Annotated in this window: 18 protein-coding genes and 1 pseudogene; 10 read left to right on the top strand and 9 right to left on the bottom strand. The window is 60.7% G+C overall.

Annotated elements, in window-relative coordinates; all coding sequences use genetic code 11:
• Positions 1–123: 123 nt before the first annotated feature.
• Complete coding sequence (locus JFT87_RS16425; protein WP_201202860.1) at positions 124–1,746, top strand: MFS transporter; 1,623 nt, start codon at positions 124–126, stop codon at positions 1,744–1,746.
• Positions 1,747–1,807: 61 nt separating this feature from the next.
• Here JFT87_RS16425 and JFT87_RS16420 read toward each other — a convergent pair whose 3' ends face one another.
• Positions 1,808–2,176: a DUF427 domain-containing protein gene (locus JFT87_RS16420; protein WP_201202857.1), complete on the bottom strand. Its 369-nt coding sequence runs from the start codon at positions 2,174–2,176 to the stop codon at positions 1,808–1,810.
• A 281-nt stretch (positions 2,177–2,457) separates the two neighbouring features.
• On the bottom strand, positions 2,458–3,870 hold the full coding sequence (locus JFT87_RS16415) for a serralysin family metalloprotease (protein WP_201202856.1): 1,413 nt from the start codon (positions 3,868–3,870) through the stop codon (positions 2,458–2,460).
• A gap of 278 nt (positions 3,871–4,148) precedes the next feature.
• Between JFT87_RS16415 and JFT87_RS16410 the strand changes: the two genes are divergently transcribed.
• The 3 genes from JFT87_RS16410 (at position 4,149) to JFT87_RS16400 (ending at position 7,497) form a co-directional block, all read left to right on the top strand.
• Positions 4,149–6,080 (top strand): DNA topoisomerase III, encoded by a 1,932-nt coding sequence (locus tag JFT87_RS16410; protein ID WP_201202855.1) that lies wholly within the window; start codon positions 4,149–4,151, stop codon positions 6,078–6,080.
• Between the two features lie 75 nt (positions 6,081–6,155).
• Complete coding sequence (locus tag JFT87_RS16405) at positions 6,156–6,659, top strand: GNAT family N-acetyltransferase (protein WP_201202853.1); 504 nt, start codon at positions 6,156–6,158, stop codon at positions 6,657–6,659.
• Between the two features lie 508 nt (positions 6,660–7,167).
• Entirely contained in the window at positions 7,168–7,497 is a 330-nt protein-coding gene (locus tag JFT87_RS16400; RefSeq protein WP_201202847.1) for a hypothetical protein, read from the top strand.
• Between the two features lie 197 nt (positions 7,498–7,694).
• On the opposite strand, the gene cynR is transcribed toward JFT87_RS16400, so the two are convergent.
• The gene (gene cynR / locus JFT87_RS16395) at positions 7,695–8,576 is read right to left on the bottom strand and encodes a transcriptional regulator CynR (protein ID WP_201202846.1); all 882 of its coding nucleotides are present in this window, start codon (positions 8,574–8,576) and stop codon (positions 7,695–7,697) included.
• A gap of 131 nt (positions 8,577–8,707) precedes the next feature.
• On the opposite strand from cynR, the gene cynS reads away from it, so the two are divergent.
• The 3 genes from cynS to JFT87_RS16380 all read left to right on the top strand — a co-directional run bounded on the left by cynS (position 8,708) and on the right by JFT87_RS16380 (position 10,185).
• Positions 8,708–9,175, top strand: coding sequence for a cyanase (cynS, locus tag JFT87_RS16390; RefSeq protein WP_133836027.1), 468 nt, complete (start codon positions 8,708–8,710; stop codon positions 9,173–9,175).
• Positions 9,176–9,254: 79 nt separating this feature from the next.
• Positions 9,255–9,491, top strand: a complete 237-nt coding sequence (locus JFT87_RS16385) for a DUF2790 domain-containing protein (protein ID WP_201202845.1) — start codon at positions 9,255–9,257, stop codon at positions 9,489–9,491.
• Positions 9,492–9,525: 34 nt separating this feature from the next.
• A complete protein-coding gene (locus JFT87_RS16380; RefSeq protein ID WP_201202844.1) occupies positions 9,526–10,185 on the top strand; it encodes a carbonic anhydrase in 660 nt (219 codons plus the stop codon).
• Between the two features lie 112 nt (positions 10,186–10,297).
• On the opposite strand, the gene JFT87_RS16375 is transcribed toward JFT87_RS16380, so the two are convergent.
• The 3 genes from JFT87_RS16375 to JFT87_RS16365 form a co-directional block, all read right to left on the bottom strand.
• Positions 10,298–11,800: an aldehyde dehydrogenase family protein gene (locus JFT87_RS16375; RefSeq protein ID WP_201202843.1), complete on the bottom strand. Its 1,503-nt coding sequence runs from the start codon at positions 11,798–11,800 to the stop codon at positions 10,298–10,300.
• Positions 11,801–12,234: 434 nt separating this feature from the next.
• Positions 12,235–13,143, bottom strand: coding sequence for a glutaminase B (glsB, locus tag JFT87_RS16370; RefSeq protein ID WP_201202841.1), 909 nt, complete (start codon positions 13,141–13,143; stop codon positions 12,235–12,237).
• Positions 13,144–13,332: 189 nt separating this feature from the next.
• The gene (locus tag JFT87_RS16365; protein WP_201202839.1) at positions 13,333–14,949 is read right to left on the bottom strand and encodes a L,D-transpeptidase family protein; all 1,617 of its coding nucleotides are present in this window, start codon (positions 14,947–14,949) and stop codon (positions 13,333–13,335) included.
• A gap of 150 nt (positions 14,950–15,099) precedes the next feature.
• On the opposite strand from JFT87_RS16365, the pseudogene JFT87_RS16360 reads away from it, so the two are divergent.
• Positions 15,100–15,812: pseudogene (locus JFT87_RS16360) on the top strand (murein L,D-transpeptidase catalytic domain family protein).
• 55 nt (positions 15,813–15,867) lie between these two features.
• On the opposite strand, the gene JFT87_RS16355 reads toward JFT87_RS16360, so the two are convergent.
• On the bottom strand, positions 15,868–17,253 hold the full coding sequence (locus tag JFT87_RS16355) for an MFS transporter (RefSeq protein WP_201202837.1): 1,386 nt from the start codon (positions 17,251–17,253) through the stop codon (positions 15,868–15,870).
• Between the two features lie 104 nt (positions 17,254–17,357).
• On the opposite strand from JFT87_RS16355, the gene JFT87_RS16350 reads away from it, so the two are divergent.
• Complete coding sequence (locus tag JFT87_RS16350; protein WP_201202834.1) at positions 17,358–18,245, top strand: LysR family transcriptional regulator; 888 nt, start codon at positions 17,358–17,360, stop codon at positions 18,243–18,245.
• Here the strand turns inward: JFT87_RS16350 and JFT87_RS16345 are convergent.
• Complete coding sequence (locus JFT87_RS16345) at positions 18,242–18,862, bottom strand: cell wall hydrolase (RefSeq protein WP_201202832.1); 621 nt, start codon at positions 18,860–18,862, stop codon at positions 18,242–18,244. The two genes, JFT87_RS16350 and JFT87_RS16345, sit on opposite strands and share 4 nt — an antisense overlap.
• 199 nt (positions 18,863–19,061) lie before the next feature.
• On the opposite strand from JFT87_RS16345, the gene JFT87_RS16340 reads away from it, so the two are divergent.
• Entirely contained in the window at positions 19,062–19,913 is an 852-nt protein-coding gene (locus JFT87_RS16340) for a CAP domain-containing protein (RefSeq protein ID WP_201202829.1), read from the top strand.
• A 36-nt stretch (positions 19,914–19,949) separates the two neighbouring features.
• On the opposite strand, the gene JFT87_RS16335 is transcribed toward JFT87_RS16340, so the two are convergent.
• Complete coding sequence (locus JFT87_RS16335) at positions 19,950–21,005, bottom strand: substrate-binding domain-containing protein (protein ID WP_201202826.1); 1,056 nt, start codon at positions 21,003–21,005, stop codon at positions 19,950–19,952.
• Positions 21,006–21,032: the final 27 nt, after the last annotated feature.

The raw sequence follows: 21,032 nt of genomic DNA, 5'->3' as shown, positions 1-21,032 counted from the left end.
CGCGAGCAAGCTCGCTCCCACAGGATCGATGTACACCCCGATTTATGGAAAAACGCGGCACCCGCCCACAAGGCCGGCGCCGACAGTGGAACAACAAAAACAATCACTGTGAGGGATACCGATATGTCAGAACACGTTCAGCCTCTGGAAGCCACGCGCAGCGCGGGCGTCAGCAGCGGCACCAAGAAAGTCATCTTCGCCTCGTCCCTGGGGACGGTGTTCGAGTGGTATGACTTTTTCCTTTATGGCGCCCTCGCGGCGGTGATCAGCAAGCAGTTCTTTGCCGGGGTCAACGACACCACGGCGTTCATCTTCGCGCTGATGGCGTTTGCCGCCGGCTTCATCGTGCGGCCGTTTGGTGCGCTGGTGTTCGGTCGGTTGGGGGACATGATCGGGCGCAAATACACCTTCCTCGCAACCATCATCCTCATGGGTCTGGCGACGTTCTGTGTCGGGTTGCTGCCGACCTACGCCAGCATCGGCATCGCCGCGCCAATCATTCTGGTGCTGCTGCGCATGCTCCAGGGCCTGGCCCTCGGCGGCGAGTATGGCGGCGCCGCGACTTACGTCGCAGAACATGCGCCGATGGGAAAACGCGGTTTCCACACTAGCTGGATTCAGTCCACGGCCACCCTCGGCCTGTTGCTGTCGCTGCTGGTGGTGCTCGGTTGCCGTTACTTCACCGGCGACCAGTTTGAAGTTTGGGGCTGGCGCATTCCGTTCCTGTTTTCCATCGTGCTGCTGGGCATCTCGACCTGGATTCGCCTGAGCCTGCACGAGTCGCCAGCCTTCGTGAAAATGAAAGAGGAAGGCAAGCTCTGCAAGCAACCGCTGCGCGATTCCTTCGGCAAATGGGAGAACCTCAAAGTCGTACTGATTGCGCTGTTCAGCATCAACGCCGGGCAAGCCGTGACCTTCTACGCTGCGCAGTTTTACGTGCTGTTCTTCCTCACTCAATTCCTGAAAATGGACCCGGCGCTGGCCAACAGTTTACTGATTGTCAGCGTGATCATCGGCGCGCCGTTCTTCATCTTTTTCGGCTGGCTGTCGGACAAGGTCGGGCGCAAACCGGTGCTGATGATTGGCCTGTTGCTGGCCACCGCGCTGTACTTCCCGATCTTCAAGACCCTGGCCCACTACGCCAACCCGGCCATCGACCAGGCCAGCCATCAGGCACCGATCACCGTACTGGCCGACCCGGCCACTTGCACCTTCCAGTTCGACCCGGTGGGCAAGGCGAAATTTGATAGCCCGTGCGACAAGGTCAAAACCTTTCTGGTCAAGCAGGGCCTGCCCTACACCAGTGCGGCGGCCCCGGCAGGCAGTGGCGTGCAGGTCAGCGTGGGTGACGTGAAGATCGATGGCTACGACGAAGCGGCCCTGCGTGGCGCGGTGACGCTGGCGGGTTATCCGTCGCAAGCCGACACCCAGCAGATCAACAAACCGATGATCGTCGCGCTGATTATCGCGCTGATCATCATCTCCGCCATGTGCTACGGCCCGCTGGCGGCGCTGATGGTCGAACTGTTCCCGACGCGCATCCGCTACACCTCGATGTCCCTGCCCTACCACATCGGCAATGGCTGGTTCGGCGGGTTCCTGCCGACGGTGTCGTTTGCGTTGGTGGTGTACACCGGGGACATTTTCTATGGGCTTTGGTACCCGGTGGTGATTACCGGGGTGAGCCTGATTGTGGGAATGATCTGCCTGCGCGAAACCAAAAACATCGACCTCGACAAAAACTGAGCCTCTCCCCCTGTGGAGAGGGGATTTATCCCCTCTCCACAGGTTATTCATCTTAGTGAGTTCAGGCCTCGGCCTTGATCACCTCGAACGTCACTTGATCGGGATAGAACGCCACGTGGTCGCGAATCTGCTCGACCGACACCTTGGGGTTCTCATAACTCCACACCGCATTGGCGCCTTCATGCCCCGGGATTTGCAGGCTGAAATAGCTGGCATCGCCCTTGTAAGGGCAATAACTGGTGTGATCGGTGCGGGCAAAGTACTTTTCGTCGATGTCTTCGCGCGGGACGTAATACACCGGCGGATAGTTGGCTTCCATCAGAATCAGCGCCCGGGCGGACGCGGCCACCTGAATACCGTGAAACTTCACCAATAGACAGCCGGGCTGCTCGGCGATGGTGATGACAGGACTGGGACCGGAGCTTTTCATGGGTTCCTCCTGAATACGGCAAAGAGACCGGTTCAGGTATAGCCCATAGGGTCAGGTCAGGGCGATTTTGCAGCCGAACGGCCAGAAGCCCCTCACCCCAGCCCTCTCCCGGAGGGAGAAGGAGCCTACCGAGGTGTCTTTCGTTCTACACCGACCTGAAAATGCTTCTTCGATTAGGGATTCAGCGAAGTGCTATCAGGTCGGCGTATGTCTTCAGCATTCCCCGATCGGTCCCCTCTCCCACTGGGAGAAGGTTAGGGTGAGGGCCGCGTGTTCAGGCATCACGCAACAATATCAGTCGCCACCGCCTGCCCCACCACACCCACGGCAAAATCAACCTGCCCCTGCCCCGTCAGGTCGACCAGCAGCCCGGTCTGACCGTTCTGCGCGTAGTACGTCAGGATCGCATCGCCAGCATGGCCGGTGAAATTACTGACGAAGTTCAGCGTAGCCGCACCCGAAGCAAACTCGGCAATGCCCGACAGGTCGATCTTGTCCAGGCCGCTTTTGAAATCCATGATCCAGTCCGGCTGGTTGTTGGTCGAGTCGCTTGCCGCGCCGAACACGAACGTGTCCGCACCCTCGCCGCCCCACAACACATCCGCGCCGCCACCGCCGTAAAGGATGTCGTTACCGGCGCCGCCGAACAGATGGTTGATCGCCACCGCGTTACCGATCAGCAGGTCATTGCCCGAACCGCCGATAGCGTTTTCCAGGGTCACGCCGTGGGCGATGGATACGTTGCCGACCAGACCGCCCACGTCGGAGAACGAGCCTTCGTTGAGGTTGATCTTCTGGTTTTGGCTGAAACCGGAGAAGTCCAGGGTGTCGTTACCGCCACCATCCCACACCGAAAACACCACTTTCGAGGCGGCCGAAGTAGCGCTGTAGAAGTCCCGTTCGGCGTTGGAGTTGAAGCCGTAGACCGTGTCGCTGGCGCGGGTTTCCAGGTTGGCGCCGTAGAGTTTCTGCACCGCCACGATGTCGTCCAACAAAGGTGCCGAGGCATAGGCGCCGCTGCCGTCCTTGCTGAAATTCTGCTGCGTGTTGCTTTCGCTCCAGTAGCTCATGAGGCTGTAGCCACGTGTGTCCTGGGCGTAAGTCACGTCGTTATAGGTCGGGTTGCCGTTGCCGGCGTTGTAGACACCAGGATGCGACAGGCCCAGGGTGTGGCCGATTTCGTGGGTCAGGGTCTGGCGCCCGTAGTTGTTGGTGTCCGGGGTTTTGTTGACCTGGTATTGGTCGTTGATCATGTACCAGGACTGGCCGTCGTACTGACTGCCTTGTGGCAAATAGGCGAACGCCGCGCCGCCAGTGTTGTTGCTGTAGTTGCCGAAGGTCATGTGACCGTCGCCGCCGGTGCCTTCGCTGAAGGTGACTTTGGCCACGTCCGACCAGGATTGCATCGCCAGCACCGCCTGGGCTTTTTGCTGGGCGCTGAATTCGCCGAACGTGCCGAGGGCCGGATTGTAGTTCGCTGGTTTCGAGGTCAGGAAGGTGTAGCTGAGGTCGATCTTGCCGTCGCTATTCTGGTCATGCCAGGACGCGCCCTTGCGCAGAATCTGGTCGGCGGCCTGATCAGCGGTGAACGAAGGTTTGCCGTTCACCAAAACGCTGCCGCCACGGTCGTACAAGTGGCTGAAGGTGTCGACTGTCGAGTAGGCGTCACTGGCCCGGGATTTTGCTTGAGACATTGCTTACGTCCTTGTTTAAAAGTAGTCAGTTTCCGACAGACCACGGCGATCCCTTGGCGAGATCGTCCTGTCACTCGCCTAATGCAGGCGCGGTGAAACTGACACAGCTTGAAACCTGGCGCTAATCAATTTCTCGATAGAGCCGTATGCCGTCCCTGTATTGCCCGTCACTTGCGGCAATGCTTTTTATCTGTATATCCATACAGATAAAAGTTGCCCCTGGCGCCAAGTCCGGCCATTCTGTGCACCTGTTCCGACCTTGATCGACGATGGTGGTTATGCAGCTGTACCTCTGTGAAAAACCTTCCCAGGCCAAAGACATTGCAGCAGTGCTCGGCGCCAAGCGCCGGGGCGACGGTTGCTGGCTGGGAACGAACGTCACGGTGACCTGGTGCATCGGCCACCTGCTGGAAACCGCGCCGCCGGATGCCTACGACGCGCGCTACAAGCGCTGGGTGCTGGCAGACCTGCCGATCATCCCCGACAAATGGAAGATGACCGTCAAGCCGCGTACCGCCAGCCAGTACAAAGCGGTCAAACGCTTGCTTGGCGAGGCCACTGAACTGGTGATCGCCACGGACGCCGACCGCGAGGGCGAGATGATCGCCCGGGAACTGGTGGAGCATTGCCGCTATCGCGGGCCGATCCGGCGGCTTTGGCTATCGGCGCTGGATGATGCGTCGATCCGCAAGGCCTTGGCGGCGCTCAAGCCGGGGGTCGAGACCTTCAGCCTCTACCACTCGGCGCTGGGCCGCTCCCGGGCCGACTGGCTGATCGGGATGAACATGAGTCGACTGTTCACGTTGCTGGGGCGACAGTCCGGTTATCAAGGCGTGCTGCCGGTCGGCCGCGTGCAAACCCCGACCTTGCGGCTGGTGGTGGATCGGGATCGCAACATTGCCGATTTCGTCCCTGTCGCCTATTGGGCCATCGACGTGCAATTGCTGCACGATGGCACGACGTTCACCGCGCAATGGCGCGCAGCATCAGACGTTTGCGACGATCAGGATCGCTGCCTGAATCAGGCTCTGGCGCAGCAAGCGGCAGCGGCGATGGGCAGTGCGTCAAGCGCCCGGGTGATCAAACTTCGGACCGAACGCATGCGCGAAATCGCTCCGCTGCCGTTTGATCTGGGCACCTTGCAGGAAGTCTGCTCGAAGAAGCTCGGCCTCGGCGCCCAGGAAACCCTCGACATCGCCCAGGCACTCTACGAAACCCACAAAGTCATCACCTACCCGCGCAGTGACTGCGGCTATTTGCCCCTGAGTCAGCACAGCGAAGCGCCTGGCATTCTCGCCGCTCTGCGCCAGGCCGACCCAAGCCTCAACGCCTTGAACGAGCATCTGGAGCCTCAGCGACGCTCACGGGCCTGGAACGATGCCAAGGTCAGCGCTCACCACGGCATCATCCCCACCGCGGCAGCGAAAAACCTCGAGCGGTTGGTGGGTAAGCAACGGGCGGTTTACACGCTGATCCGCGCGCGTTATCTGGCGCAGTTCCTGCCCAACCATGAATACGACCGCACCCAGGCCGACTTCGACTGTGCTGGCGAAGCTCTGCGCGCCGTGGGCAAGCAGATCGTCGAACCTGGCTGGAAGCGTGCCCTGCCCGAGGCCCTCGCTCCGGCCAAGGGCCGCGAGGCGCCAGCGCCACAAACCCTACCGGCCCTGACCGAAGGGCGCGATTGTGCGGTGGCCGACGTCAAACTCAAGGACCTCTGGACCCAACCGCCCAAGCCGTTCACCGAGGGCGACTTGATCAAGGCGATGAAGAACGTCGCCAAACTGGTGGAAGACCCGCTGCTCAAGCAAAAACTCAAGGACACCACCGGGATCGGCACCGAAGCGACCCGCGCCTCGATCATCCAGGGCCTGCTCGACCGGGGTTATCTGGTGAAGAACGGCAAGGCCCTGGCCGCAACGCCGGCCGCGTTCAGCCTGATCGACGCCGTGCCACGGGCCATCGCCGACCCTGGCACCACCGCGATTTGGGAACAGGCGCTGGACATGGTGCAAAGTGGCGAAATGAGCCTGGAAGAATTCGTCACCAAGCAGGCCGCCTGGATGAGCAAGCAGGTCGCTCGCTGCGCCGGCTTGAGCCTGACCATCAGCGGCCCACCACCGACCGGCAAAGCAGCCGCACCGTGGAAGAAAAAACGCAAATCAACGCGAAGCCCAACCAAGCGCACAGCCAAAACCACCGGCAAATAGAATCCCCTCGCCACAGTTTTGGGGTTCAATCCAGACTACTGTGTCAGGAGTCATATCGCCGGGAGTGAACGCCCCATGCCCACCATAGAACTTTACGCCGCGCAACGCGACGAACTGGAGACGATTGAAAACCTGATGCAGTTCTACACGTACGACTTCAGCGAGTGGCTGCCGCTGAAGCTTGGCGAACAGGGTTTGTTCAACATTCAGCCGAAGCTGGATTACTGGCGAAAACCGGCGACGCGGCCGTTTTTGATCAAGGTTGATGGAGAGCTGGCCGGGTTCGTAACGGTGGATGATCAAACCCACCTGCCTGGCGCAGATCTCAACATCGGCTACTTTTTTGTCAGCAGACGCTTTCGTGGCCAAGGTGTCGCGAAGTTTGTCGCATCCACCCTCTTGAGCCGGTTTCCCGGTCAATGGCAAATTTTCCACATCGATGCGAACCAGCCTGCGCGGTTGTTTTGGGCAAAGGTGATCCCTGCCCTTGCGCAGGAAAATTTCACAACGCAGCAACAGACGGTAGACGGCTATCCCTGCACGTTCTACCGCTTGGAAAGCCCAACCACCGGGCTCTAGACACCCTTCCCTAATGCCAAAACCACTTTGTCCGACAATATGTAGTGACTGAAAATAATCACTACATAACCGTTGACGCCGTCGATTTGCCCTTGCATGATGCAGACGTCTCCCCGATCGGGAGTACAGGCAACACGTTTGAGCAAGCTCGTCTGACCGCCGAGCTGTTTTTCCCGGATACACGCTGCCCACAAGGCAGATTGAAGAAGCTGACCTGGCCCGAACGTCCAGTACAAAGACGAGAAGCGCTGGCGAAACATTCTCATGAAGCTTGTGGCCGACCCTGAAAACGTCGGCAGTGGCCTCCAGGTTTTCGCCGCTTCTCTTCGTTGTGACGCTATTGCGTAGCAGTTATTCAACACGACTACATGCAACAGACGCGAGACCCCGTCATTTCGACGGCTGACCGCTGACGTCCTGGTTTCGGTGCCAGGGATCAACTAACCGATGGGCTACCTGTATTAGCGAATCAACTTTGAAAGATCACCAAATGGTCAAGGGGCTTAATATGAATCTGAACAATCAACCTACTATCGATGAACTGGCTCGTATGTTCGCTGCGCAGAAAGACAGCCACGACAGCCATATCCTGTGGATCAGCAAGTCGGGCCAGGTGCACATGGACAGCCTGTCGCCCCATGCTCACGAAGCAGAGTTCGACCAGAACAACCAGGACCTGCTGGCCCGACTGAAGATGTACCGTCGCGGCCAGGGTTATGTCGGCAAGAAAGCCGCAGCCGACAAAGACTTCATGGGTAATGTTCTGCAAACTCTGAAACAGGCGTGGGCATCGATGCAGAACCAGAACGAAGTTCGGGTGATTGATCGGTTCTACTGAGTAAGATTGAAAAAAGGGCCTGCTCCCATCAAGGAGCAGGCCCTTTTTTATGCATGGGTTTTCACACACGTTTAGTGAACACCCTAAATCCCTGTGGGAGCGGGCTTGCTCGCGAAGGGGCCATCACCTTCAACATCACTGTCGACTGACCCACCGCTTTCGCGAGCAAGCTCGCTCCCACAGTTGAATGACGGTGACTAGGAAAGCTCTGTTCCTAGCACCAGTTCAACAAACGCCAGCGCCGCCGCACTGTGGTAATTATTGCGACGACGCAACAACGCCGCCCCCCGCTGCGGAGCTTCACCTTGCAACGGAATCTTGCGCAACGCTCGATCCTCGGTGGCAATCGCCTCCGGCAAAATGGTCGCGACCGCCGTATGGCGAATCACCTCTAGCAAGGTGCTCACCGAATTCACCTCGATCACCACTTTGGGCGTGATGCTTTGTTGGCGGAAGTATTCGTCGATGGACGATCGGGTAATGAACTCCGGCGCCAGCAACGCGAACTCCAGTTGCGCTACCTCGCTCGGCGCCAGCGCACCCTGGCTCTCGTAAAGCGGATGATCACGCCCGACCACAATCCCCAACGTCTCGATAAACGCCGGGATGCACTCGATCTCGGGGTTTCTGACTGGCGTAAAGGCAATAGCGATGTCCAGTGAGTCATCCGCCAGCCCGGCCTCGATGCCGTCCATGGACAACTCGAAAATCTCCAGGTGGATGTTCGGGAACCGTGCTGTGTAATCGCGCACCAGCGGCCCCACCAGATACGCCATGAAAGTCGGCGTCATGGCCAGGCGCAAAGCGCCACGAGACAAATCCTTCACGTCATGCAGCGCGCGCTTACCCGCCTCCAGTTCCACCAACACCCGTCGGGCGCATTCGATGTAGGCCTCGCCCGCATCGGTGGGTTTGACCGTGCGCGAGGTGCGGTCGAACAAGGTCACGCCCAGGGTTTCTTCCAATTGGCGGATTTGCTGGGACAGAGTCGGCTGAGAAACGTGCAGCGCTTCGGCTGCGCGGGTGAAGCCGCCGTTATCAGCGACCGCGATCAAGTAACGCAGATGTCGGAGCAGCATGGGACATTCCATTTATAGGCTGTGCTTATGCGCAACATTGTATATCGGTCTTGGACGCTATGAGTCAATCGGCAGAAGATTGCTCCACACACAGCAACCACCCAATAGCTCAACCCGATAGGAGTCACACCATGCAACAGTCCCACGCTTACAACGACCAGAGTCTGGCCCTGACCACTTCGATCCTTGATGCCAAGGCCCGCAAAAACCTGTCCTGGCAGGACCTGACCGATGGCACCGGCCTCGGCCTGGCCTACGTCACCGCTGCCCTGCTCGGCCAGCACCCGCTGCCGGAAGCCGCCGCCAAAGTGGTCGGCGAGAAGCTGGACCTAGACGCTGACAGCATCGCCCGTCTGCAAATCATCCCGCTGCGCGGCAGCCTGTCGGGTGTACCGACCGACCCGACCATTTACCGTTTCCACGAAATGATCCAGATCTACGGCACTACTTTGAAAGCCCTGGTTCATGAGCAGTTCGGCGACGGCATCATCAGCGCGATCAACTTCAAGCTCGACATGAAGAAAGTCGAAGACCCGGAAGGCGGCTCCCGCGCCGTGATCACCCTGGACGGCAAGTTCCTGCCACTGCGTCCTTTCTAAATCAGTACCGGCCCGCACTTAACGTGCGGGCCCACCACCCAAAACATTTCATTCACCAAATTCATCTGGAGGATGCCCCATGAAAAAAATTCTCTTCGCACTGTCGTTGATCGCCGGCCTGGCTGCCCAGGCTCAAGCCCAGGACGGCGCCGTTGCCTACCAGTACGGCATGGACCTAGACATCGCTCGGGTCGTGAACATCACCCCGGTCGCCGATGTTTGCGGTCCGACGCCGGTGGAGATGACCTACCTCGACTCCAAAGGCGTTACGCACATTTTGCAGTACAGCGAATTCGGTACCGGTTGCTCGAACTGAGTCGCCACGGTTCATCACTTTTGAGGAAGCAAACATGAAAGCACTCATCGACGGTTTTTTGAAGTTCCAGAACGAAGCCTTCCCACAACGCACTGACTTGTTCAAACACCTGGCCACCACCCAGCACCCCGGCACCTTGTTCATCACCTGTTCCGACAGCCGCGTAGTGCCTGAACTGCTGACCCAGCAAGAACCCGGCGAACTGTTTGTGATCCGCAACGCCGGCAACATCGTCCCGTCCTACAGCCCGCATCCCGGTGGTGTATCGGCCACGGTCGAATATGCGGTCGCCGTGCTCGGCGTCACCGACATCGTGATCTGCGGCCATTCGGATTGCGGCGCCATGACCGCCGTTGCCAAGTGCAAATGCATGGATCACCTGCCCGCTGTCAGCGGCTGGTTGCAGCACGCGGAGTCGGCGAAAGTCATCAACGAATCTCGCCCTCACGCCAATGAAGCGGCCAAGGTCAGTTCGATGGTGCGCGAGAACGTGATCGCCCAACTTGCCAACATCCAGACTCACCCGAGCGTGCGTCTGGCCCAGGAAAAAGGTCAGTTGAACCTGCACGGCTGGGTGTACGACATCGAAACCGGTTCGATCGATGCGCTGTCGTCGGATCGGCGCACGTTTGTACCGTTGGCGGAGCAGCCGGCGACGTGTGCGGTTTACGCAAACAGCGCTGACGCAGCCTGAAACACCCGTGCAGGAGCTGCCGGAGGCTGCGATCTTTTGATCTTGAAAACCAACATCAACAGATCGCAGCCTGCGGCAGCTCCTACAGTGAGGGGTCTGTGTTGCCGGGGTATCAGCGTTTTACGCTAAGGTCGATTTGGCTCATGCGGCTGCGAATGGTGAACACGCCATCGCCCGACAGAATCGCGCTGCGAGCGAACAGGCGACCGCTCTCCCAGTTCGAAAGCCCCAGTTCCGACTTGTTCAGCGCGTACTGGCCGTCGACCCAACGGGTGATGCCGTTGCCGACAAATGGCGCATTCACCGCGTTGTAGAAACGCTCATGAGCCTCGGCGTTTTCACTGATCAGCGACACGGTGAATTGCGGGCTGTAGCGATTGAATAACGTAATGGCCTGGTCCAGGTCGTCGACGATTTTCAGGCTGACTTCCGGGGTTTCTTCCCATTCCCACTCGCGACCCAATTGATCCTCCGCCAGCGGCTCGGCCAATGCTTCGGTCACATAGCCTTCGGCGCGGTAGACCTCGACGCTGGCGCCCTGCCAATCGCTCGGCAAGTACGACTCGCTGCCTTCGACGATGTGCAATTTGCAGCCCTGGCCACGGGCAGTGCCGGCCTGTTGCAGCGCATCGAGAAACAGCGGCACCAGTTCGGCAGCACGGTCGTGCTGGATCAGGCAGACGTTCAGGGTGTTGCAGACCTTGCGATCCAGCGAGTTGCGCACCACGGCGGCAAAACGCGTGGCATCAGCGTCTTTATCGGCGATCAGCCAGGCACCGCCAGTGCCGTGCAGGCTGACGGCGGTGCCGGCCTGTTGGGCGATGCTGCCCAGTTGGCTGACGGCCCGGCCCGAACCCCGGGCCACGGCCAACGACAAACGTCGGTCAGCAAACATCGCCCAACCGGCCGCGTGATTGACGCTTTCAACCAGCGACACCGCGCCCACCGGCAAGCCGGCCTCAGCCAGTGCCGGGTTCAAGGCGTGGGTGACGATGGCTTGCGCTGTGCCCAACGCATCGCTGCCAATGCGCAGCACGGCGGTGTTGCCGGTGCGCAGTACGCCAGCGGCGTCGGCAAAGACGTTCGGTCGGCCTTCGAAGACGAAAGCGACGATGCCCAGCGGCGACACCACTTGCTCGACTTTCCAGCCGTCATGCTCGACGCAACTGATGACTTTGCCACGGGTGGCCGTCGCATCGCGCCAGGCACGCAGGCCTGCGATCATGTCGCGGCGCATGCGTTCGTCGGCCAGCAACCGCGTGGTGGAACGCCCGCGGGCCTTGGCGCGCTCGATGTCGGCAAGGTTGGCGGCCTCGATCAAGGCCCAGCAGGCCGGGGTTTCCAGGCGCTCGGCAAACCGATCAAAGAACTCGCTGATGGCTTCATCCGACACTGCCGACATCGCGGTGAACGCAAACGCCGCACGCTCGATTGCCACCGAAGCCGCTTGTTGATCCGCTACCGGAATCAGCAGCAACTCGCCACTCACCTGCTCCACCAGCAAGTGGTCACCGGGCTGAAAACGCGCGGCCAGTTCGGGGCTGACCACGGTGACGCGGTTACCGGCGAAAGGGATCGGCGTGCCAGCGACGAGACGTTCGAGTGCAAGAGACATGAAGCGGATTCACCATGCAGGGAGCGGCCGGAAAATGTATAGGAACACCCTCCCCCAAGCAACCCAAAACGCCTGTAGGAGCAAAGCTTGCTCGCGAAAGCGGTGGGTCAGAGGCATCTGTATTGCCTGTTGCACCGTCTTCGCGAGCAAGCTTTGCTCCTACAAGGCGAATGCGGTGGGTCAGAGGCATCTGTATTTGCTTGATGCACCGTCTTCGCGAGCAAACACCCTCCCCCAAGCAACCCAAAACGCTGTAGGAGCAAAGCTTGCTCGCGAAAGCGGTGGGTCAGAGGCATCTGTATTGCCTGATGCACCGTCTTCGCGAGCAAGCTTTGCTCCTACAAGGCGATGGCGGCGGTTCAGGCAATACTCATGCTGGATGTTCCGGCCTCATCGCTGGCAAGCCAGCTCCCACAGGGATTTGGGGGATTGGCTCAGAACACCGACCAGCCGATCCGCTGACTCAACAACTCCAGCGCCGCCATCCCGGCAAGCGAGTTGCCGGCGGCGTTCAATTCCGGCGACCAGACGCACACTGTGAACTGCCCCGGCACCACCGCGACAATCCCGCCGCCCACACCGCTCTTGCCGGGCAATCCGACGCGGTAAGCAAAGTTACCGGCTTCGTCGTAGAGACCGCTGGTGGCCATGATCGAGTTGACTTGCTGGGTCTGGCGGGCGGTGAGGATTTGATCGCCGCTGTGTTTGCAGAAACCGTCGTTGGCCAGGAAGCAGAACGCTCGCGCCAGGTCCACGCAACTCATGCGCAGCGCGCAGTGGCTGAAATAGCTGCGCAGCACGGCTTCGACGTCATTGTGGAAGTTGCCGAACGACTGCATCAGGTACGCCATGGCGGCGTTGCGAGCGCGGTGTTGGTACTCGGATTCGGCGACCTTGCCGTCCACCATGATTTGCGGGTTGCCGGACAAGCGCCGGACAAAATCGCGCATCGACAGGGCCGGCGCGGCGAAACGTGACTGGTTGATGTCGCAGATCACCAGCGCCCCGGCGTTAATGAACGGATTGCGCGGGCGGCCGCGTTCGAATTCCAGCTGCACCAGCGAGTTGAACGGCTGGCCGGACGGCTCGTGGCCCAAGCGTTCCCAGATCGCTTCGCCGGAGTGTTCGATGGCCTGCACCAGGCTGAACACCTTGGAAATACTCTGCACCGAGAACAGCGTGTGCGCGTCGCCGGCGCAGTACAGCTCGCCGTCATTGCCATACACAGCAATCCCCAGTTGATTGGCCGGCACGGTACCAAGGGCAGGAATGTAGTCAGCCACCTTGCCCTGGCCGATCAGGGGACGAACTGCGTCAAGAATCTCGTTCAACAGCGCTTGCATGCCGGGTTCCGAAGTCTCGCCCCATGGGATTGCGGGGTCACAGACGCTAGACGCTGCGGATCACTGCCGAATCACACCGGCACGCACACGGACAATGTAGGAGCTGCCGAAGGCTGCGATCTTTTGATCTTGAAAAAGCCAACATCAAAAGATCGCAGCCTTCGGCAGCTCCTACCGGGCCTCAGTTGATCAATGGGCCCGGTCGAGGCCCGCGAGCAATGCGCTGTCGCGGCTGTAGATGTCCGGCGCGTAACGCACGTGGCCATCGTTGCCGACTTGCGCCGTCCAGTAGGTCATCAGGATCGGCACGGGTGCCGAGAGACGGAACTCATGCGTGGTACCTGTCGCCAACAACGTTTCCGTGCGGGCCTTTTCCGCCGGGCTCAGCAGCAGATCACGCAGTTGCATCGGGTGCTCGACGCGCACACAACCTGAACTGAACGCTCGCGGGCCCTTGTCGAACAGTGCCTTGCTCGGCGTGTCATGCAGGTACACCGAGAACGGATTGGGGAAGCGTATGACCATTTGCCCCAGGGGGTTGCGCGGCCCGGCATCCTGACGCAGAAGGATGTTGCCCGGGTTGTCCCAGTCGATGTCAGCCGCCGCCAGAGGCTGGCCGTTGGCGTCGAGCACTTGCAGGTTCTGTCGGCTGAGGAAGGTTTGATCCTTGCGGATCGCCGGCAGTTTGTCTTCTTTCCAGATGGTCGGCGGCACCGTCCATGTCGGGTTCAGGGTCAGGCGCGTCACGCGGGATTTGAGCAACGGCGTCTGGCGTTCGGCGCGGCCGACCTGGGTGCGGGTTTGCCATACCGGCTGGCCGCCCTGATACAGGGTCAATTCGGCAGCGGCGACGTTGACCAGCAAACCATTGGGCTCCATGTCCTGGGCCATCCAGCGGAAGCGCTCGAGGTTGACGCGCAACTGTTCGCGGCGGGTCAGCGGGCTGATGTTCAGTTCGGCAATCGTCCCCGGCCCGACCACACCGTCAGCCTGCAACGAATGATTGGCCTGGAAACTCTTCACCGCCTCCACCAGCACGCCATCGTAGGCATTGCCGGGCGTACCGACGGCATGGGTCAGATAGCCTTCGCTGTACAAACGCTGGGCCAGTTCCGGCACGCGTTTGTCTTCCATTTCGGGACGCAGCAACGGGCCGTTGCCGACCGACTGCCATTGCGGCAAAGCCTTTAGCCTTTGCGCAGCGTAGAGATGACGCAGGTTTTGATATTGGGCCAGACGCGGACGCGCGAGGTCGAACGCCGCAGGAATGTCCTGCATGCCCGGCACGGCGATCGCCAACAATTCCGCCTGACGGTCACGCGGGGTGTCGTCGGCATGCCACAGCGGCTCGAAATGCGACTGCAGCAAGCGGCCGTAATGCAGATCCTGCAGGGCTTGCAGGTAGTAGTGGCTGATGTCGATGTCGGCGCATAACTCGCCGTCCTGCGGAGGCACCGCCGCCACCGCATAGCGCTTGGGATTTAGGCCATCGTCGGCCAACAGTTGCAATTGCCCCTGCAAAGCCTGCAATCGCCCGGACTCGCGCGCCCACACCGGCATCCAGTCCTGCTGCTCATAGAACGCCTGCAACTGCACCAGCGCCGGGCCGTTGAGGTGCGCGGCAACGGCCGGACACGCCTGTGGCAGACTGAGCAACACGGCTTGCAACGGACTCTGTGGCTCGACCGGTAATTCCGCCGGTGGCGTCGGCAGTGTTTGCAGCGGCGGCAGCGACTCCTCGGCACAAGCGACAAACGGCGCTGCGAGCAAACAAATGCTCAAGTAGCATGCGTACTTTTTGAACAACTGCTTTACTCCAGTCCATGGCCGTCTTGATGACGGTCAACCTTACATCAGGTGCGCTGAACAGTCAGGCTCGATCTTCGGGCTTGGCGGGGTCGACTGGGAGTCAGGAGCCAAAGTGCCAAATGAGTAGCCAGTGAGGACACTTTATAAATGTTGACGTTTTTGCGCCGACTTCTGCTGACCACCGCGACCCTTGTCGCTGTGACCAGTCCAGCTTTTGCCGCCGGCAAGCCATCGCCGGTTCTCTTCACCAGCCTCGCGCACGCCGCGCCAGAACTCAATCCCCAGGCGCTGAAAGGTGCATTGAGCGCCATGCAATGCGCGGTCAACAACGGTGCGAAACCGTCCCGCCACCTGGCAATCATCGATTATTCGCAACCGTCCACCGCTCGCCGTTTGTGGATTTTTGACCTGACCCGAAAAAACTGGTACTGCGTGACCTCGTTGCGCACGGCTCCAACTCCGGGGAAAACTTTGCTACGCAGTTTTCCAATCGTGAAGGCAGTTACCAGTCGAGTCTTGGACTGTTCCGCACGCAGGAAAGTTACAGTGGCACCCACGGTTATTCATTGCGCATGGATGGGCTGGAGCCTGGTTTCAACGACATGGCCCGTGATCGCGCCATCGTCATCCACGCCGCCAGCTACGTGAACCCGTTGTGGAGCAAAAAACAGGGGCGCATCGGCCGCAGCCAGGGTTGCCCGGCAGTGCGACCGCAGATTGCCAAGCAGGTGATCGACAAGCTCAAGGATGGTCAATACATGTTCTCGTGGTACCCGGATCAGCACTGGCTGAAATCCTCACCCTACCTCAACTGTCAGCCGCAACAGGTGGCGAGCATCCTCAACACCCACGCCAGCTAAAAGACAGCGCAAACCTATGTTTGGCGTGCCGCTGATGAGACCAGCCAGCTCAACATCAAGGTTGACTGACAGACCTCTCCCACCATTTGGTCCTGGTTCGGCTGATGATCAGTGCCATGCCCATCAGCCCGGTGGCGACGCCAAAAGTGCTGTGCAAGCCGCTGGCGATCATGGCCGCAGGCGCCTCGGTCGGGTTGCTGGTGGCCAGGGCAAACACCGCCCCCATCGCCGCGGCGCCGGTGATCAAACCCAGATTGCGCGCCAGCCCAAGTAACGCAGACGCCACACCACGCTGATCCTGATCGACACCGGCCATCAACCCGGTATTGTTGGCCGCCTGAAACAACGCGTAACTGGCTGCGATCACCGTCATTGGCAGCACATAGGCAGGCAGCCCGAGACTCATCGGCAACAGTGCCAACAAGCTGCAACCGCAGACCATCCCGAACAACGCGCCCGGCACCATCCGTCGTGCGCCGAAGCGATCTACCAGACGTCCGGCCGGGACACCGCCAAGCGCGGCCAACAACGGCCCGACCGACAACACCAGGCCGACCATCGCACCGCTGAGGCCCAAGCCACGGCTCAGGTAAAACGGCCCGACCACCAGCGTGGTCATCATCACTGACGTCACCAGCAACGTCAGCAGCAGACTGCTGCTCAGTCGCCGATCGGCGAACAGTGACAAGCGTATCAGCGGCGCCCTGGCTTTCGTTTCGACCAACACGAACACTCCCGCACCGCACAGGCTGACCATCAGCAAGATCAGTGTCAGACCTTGCAGCGTCATCGCCAACGCATAAGCCGCCAGCGTCAACACCAGCACCGCGGTGCCCCAATAATCAAATGCAACCCGCATGCTGGCGGTTCGATCGGCCGGTAGATAGCGATACACCAACCCTGCATTGAGTAAGCCCAACGGCACGTTGAGCAGAAATATCGACTGCCAGCCAACATGCGTCATCAACAGTCCGCCCAGCGAAGGCCCGAGGGAGGTGCCCGTCGCCGACATCGTTGCCAGCAGCCCCATCGCACTGCCCGCCCGCGTTTTCGGCACCGCATCTGCCACCAGCGCCAGCGTCAAGGCGAACATGATCGCCGCGCCGAGTCCTTGCACCGCGCGCGCGCCAATCAGCCAGCCAAGTCCGGGAGCCAGCGCGCAGCACAACGAGGCCGCGGTAAAAATGCCGATCCCGATCAACAGCAAGCGCCGCCGACCGAAACCATCGCCCAGACGCCCGACGCTGACAATCAACGTGGTGATCGCCAGCAGGTAAGCCAGAACGATCCATTGCACCTGCTGAAACGTCGCATCAAACGCGGCTGCCAGCGTCGGCAGCCCGGCGTTGGCAATGCTGGTGTCCAGCGACGGCATCAGCATCGACAGTGCCAGACTGGTCAGCGCCCAGCGGGCTGAAGTGCTCAAGGGTTCTCGGGGCATGGGGCCGCTCACAGTACAAAGGTCAGGCACGCTAGCCTGAGCCTCGACAATACAAGGCGCAAGACGCATGCTTTGCACTCGACACCTGCACGGAACGCCATGTCATGTCTGCACCGGATCTGAACCTGCTGATCACCCTCGACGTGTTGCTACGCGAAGGCAGCGTCGCCCGCGCCGCCAAATGCCTGCGGCTGAGCCCTTCGGCCATGAGCCGCGCCCTCGCCCGCTTGCGCGAGACCACTGGCGATCCACTGCTGGTGCGGGCGGGTCGCTGCCTGGTGCCGACGCCCCGCGCGTTGGCACTGCGTGAACGCCTCAGTCAACTGGTGCAGGAAGCCGAAGCGGTTTTGCGACCTGCCGAGATACTCGATCCCGGCCAGTTGCGCCGCACGTTCACCTTGCGCAACACCGACGGTTTTGTCGAAACCTTTGCCGCCGCCCTGCTCGCCCGCATCGCTGAGGAGGCGCCCGGCGTGCGCCTGCGTTTCGTGCAGAAAGCCGACAAGGACAGCACACCGTTGCGCGAAGGCCGAGTGGATCTGGAGACCGGCGTGGTCGACGACAGCACCGATCCGACGCTGCACAGCCGAATGCTGTTTCAGGATCAGTGGATCGGTGTCGTGCGCGAGGGGCATCCATTGAGTTCGGGCAAGGTCAGCGCCAAACGCTTTGCTTCAGGCCAGCACATCCTGATCTCTCGGCGTGGTCGCAGCAGCGGTCCGGTCGACGAAGCGTTGCTCGCGTCGGGGCTGACGCGGGACATCGTCACCTCATTTGGCGGATTTTCGGCGGCGCTGACGCTGGTCCGCGAATCAGACCTGATCGCCACCGTCCCGGAGCGCCACACGCGTAAATTGCGCACCGGGCTGCACAGTTTCGCGCTGCCATTCGAGATGCCGCCGATCAGCGTCTCCATGCTCTGGCACCCGCGCATGGATGCCGACCCGGCGCACCGCTGGTTGCGCGATTGTCTGCGTCAGGTCTGCGCCTAACGCGCATCGCCACCCGCAGGTTTATAGAAGAGGAATTTTTTCGTCTCAGCGGTTTTGGTGTATTCCCTGGCCCAGCTCGGATGCACGTTGCGGTCATGGAAATACAGCGCGCCGTGGGTGTGATCCGGTAACTGACGATTCAGCGCCTTGCCGGCGATTTCCTTGGCCAAGGCATATTCGGCGTCTTCCTTGACCTGATCCGGCTTGCCATCGCACCACCACGAGAACTGGCAGCTTTTGGTTTCCGAACCCTGCTTGACCACCTCGCAGACCGTGCCGGGAAACCCGTCGTGGCCGAGGCGGTTCATCACCACATTGGCCACCGCTTCCATTTCCGGAGTGTCCTTGCCCTTGGCTTCCCAATAGATACTGCGTGCCAGGCACGTGAGCGGATCATCCAGCGGCGCGGCGCCGGCCGGGTCCACCGCTTGCGCTTCGGTCGGCGTGATCGCTTCGGATTTTGGCGCCGGAGCCGCGCTGACTTTGTCGGCGGCTTTTTCTTCCAGCACCTGGGCTTTCTCTTCGGCCTTGGCCTTGATCGGGGCTTGGTCGGTGGCCAGTGCAGCACCCGCCAAGAGGGTTAATACGAGACAACCAGCCAACCATTTAAAACCCATGTCAGTTCTTCCGGCAGGGCCCGAATCGGGCAACGTGTTACGTGGGGGAGACGCCCGGTTTGCGGGCTCTTCGCAGAGTGTAGACGGCAAATTCCGGCGCATCGTTCCGCAGAAAAAAGCGCCGAATGAAGAAAAAGACATTGCACCCACCGGGGGCGTTTCGCGCATCATGGGCGCATTCAGCCCAAGGGAGATTTCCATGCGCTTCATGCCATCCATTTTGCGCGTTGCCGCGCTGTCCGCAGGCCTGGCTTGCGCCGCCTCGGCCATGGCCACCGATGAATCGCAACTGGTCGAGTCGATCAACAGCTACCGCAGCCAACCGCAGCGTTGCGGCACGCAGGCCTCCAGCGAATTGCCGCCGCTGTCCGCCGATCCACGGTTGATCCTGCCCGCCAGTGGCGCCGTCGACCTGCAACAAGCGATGGCGCGCGCCAGCTATCCGATGGTCAACGTGCAGGCGATCACCCTGTCCGGCCCGCGTGATGCGCAGTCGGCCATGAAGGCTGTGCAGGAGAGCTTCTGCCAAGTGGTGCTGAACCCGCAATTCATTGATGTCGGGGTCAGCCGCGCTGGCAGCGAATGGCGCATCGTGCTCGCTCGTCCGCTGTTGAGCGGGCGTCTGGGCGACGCCTCGGCCGAAGGCCAAAAACTCCTAGAACTGCTCAACGCCGCCCGCGCCCAGCCGCGGCAGTGCGGCGGCCAACCGTTTGCCGCCACCGCGCCACTGGCCTGGAATGCCACGCTGGGCACTGCCGCCGAAGCTCACAGTCGGGACATGGCCAACAACAATTACTTCGACCACAAGGACCGCACGGGCGGCACGCCGGGCGACCGCGCTGAACTCGCCGGCTACAGTTACCAGCAAATCGGCGAAAACATCGCCGCCGGGCAAGACACCATCCGCAAAGTCGTCGATGGCTGGCTCGGCAGCCCAGGGCACTGCGCCAATCTGATGAACCCGCAGTACAAGGAACTCGGCGCAGCCTATGCCACCGACCCGAAAAGCGATGCGGGGATCTACTGGACGGCGATGTTCGGCGCGCAATAAGCGCCATCAACGCCGCTCTTTCACAGGGGCCGATGATCAGTTGGCGACTGGAATCCACGATGTCCGCGCCACATTGGCCGTGTCGCCAAACGCCGGCAGTTTCTGCGCCAAATCACGAACGTTTTTCACGTCCAGATCCACCAGTTGCTGACGGGTAATCAGCGTCGGCGGCACCAACACTTTATGCCCCGGATTCTCCCCGGCAATCAGCATCGCCAGGCTCCGCACGCTGATCGCCCCGGCCACTTGCGGGTTGACTGCAGCGGTAGCCGCCCAGGCACTGTCCGGCTCTTTCATGATCTGGATATCAGCAGTGGAAATATCGGCGCTGTAGATTTTCACTTTCTTGCCAAGACCAGCTTCGTCCACGGCGATTTTTGCGCCTTTGGCGAATTCGTCGAACGGCGCGAAGATCACGCTGATGCCTGGATTGGCGCGCAACACGGCGCTGGCCTGATCGGCGACCGAGTTGGCAATCGGCGGATTCAACGTGCCGAAACGCGCCTTCTCGATGATCCCCGGGTTCGCCGCTTTGACCTGACTCCAGATCTCATCGCGCCGCTCCATCGGGGTGAAACCACTGATGTAGACGTAACCGGCATCGAAGCGCGTGCCGTTGTCCTTGAGCGCCTGATCAAGCGCCAGACGAGCCAACGCATGGTGATCCTGCTCGACCTGAGTGACCTGCGGGGTGTTCAGATCGACGTCGAATGCGACGACCTTGATGCCCTTGGCGATGGCCCGGTCAATCGGGCCTTTGAGGGTTTCCGCCAGACCGAGCTGAACGATGATGCCGTCGACGCCGAGGTCGATGGCCTGATCGATCATCTCCCGCTGACTCGCCGCCTGCTGCCGGGCATCGAACACCCGCAACGTTGCACCGAGGGCTTCGGTCTGTTTCTCGACGCCACGCAAATAGGCTTCGGTGAAATCCCCGGAAAACAGATAGCCCACCAACGCGATTTGCACATTGCCCTTGTCGAATGGTGCCGGCGCCCCCGGCAGCGCCTTGGCCTGGGCATTCAGCGCCAGTGCCGTGAGCACGGCGCCAGCGAGGCAGTGACGAACAAAACCCTTGAATGATCCGTGCATACATCTTCCTTGCGAGACATTAAAAGC

Source organism: Pseudomonas sp. TH15, from assembly GCF_016651105.1.
GTDB lineage: Bacteria > Pseudomonadota > Gammaproteobacteria > Pseudomonadales > Pseudomonadaceae > Aquipseudomonas.
Note: the sequence above shows the minus strand (reverse complement) of the source record. Positions and strands in the feature narration are given on the sequence as shown.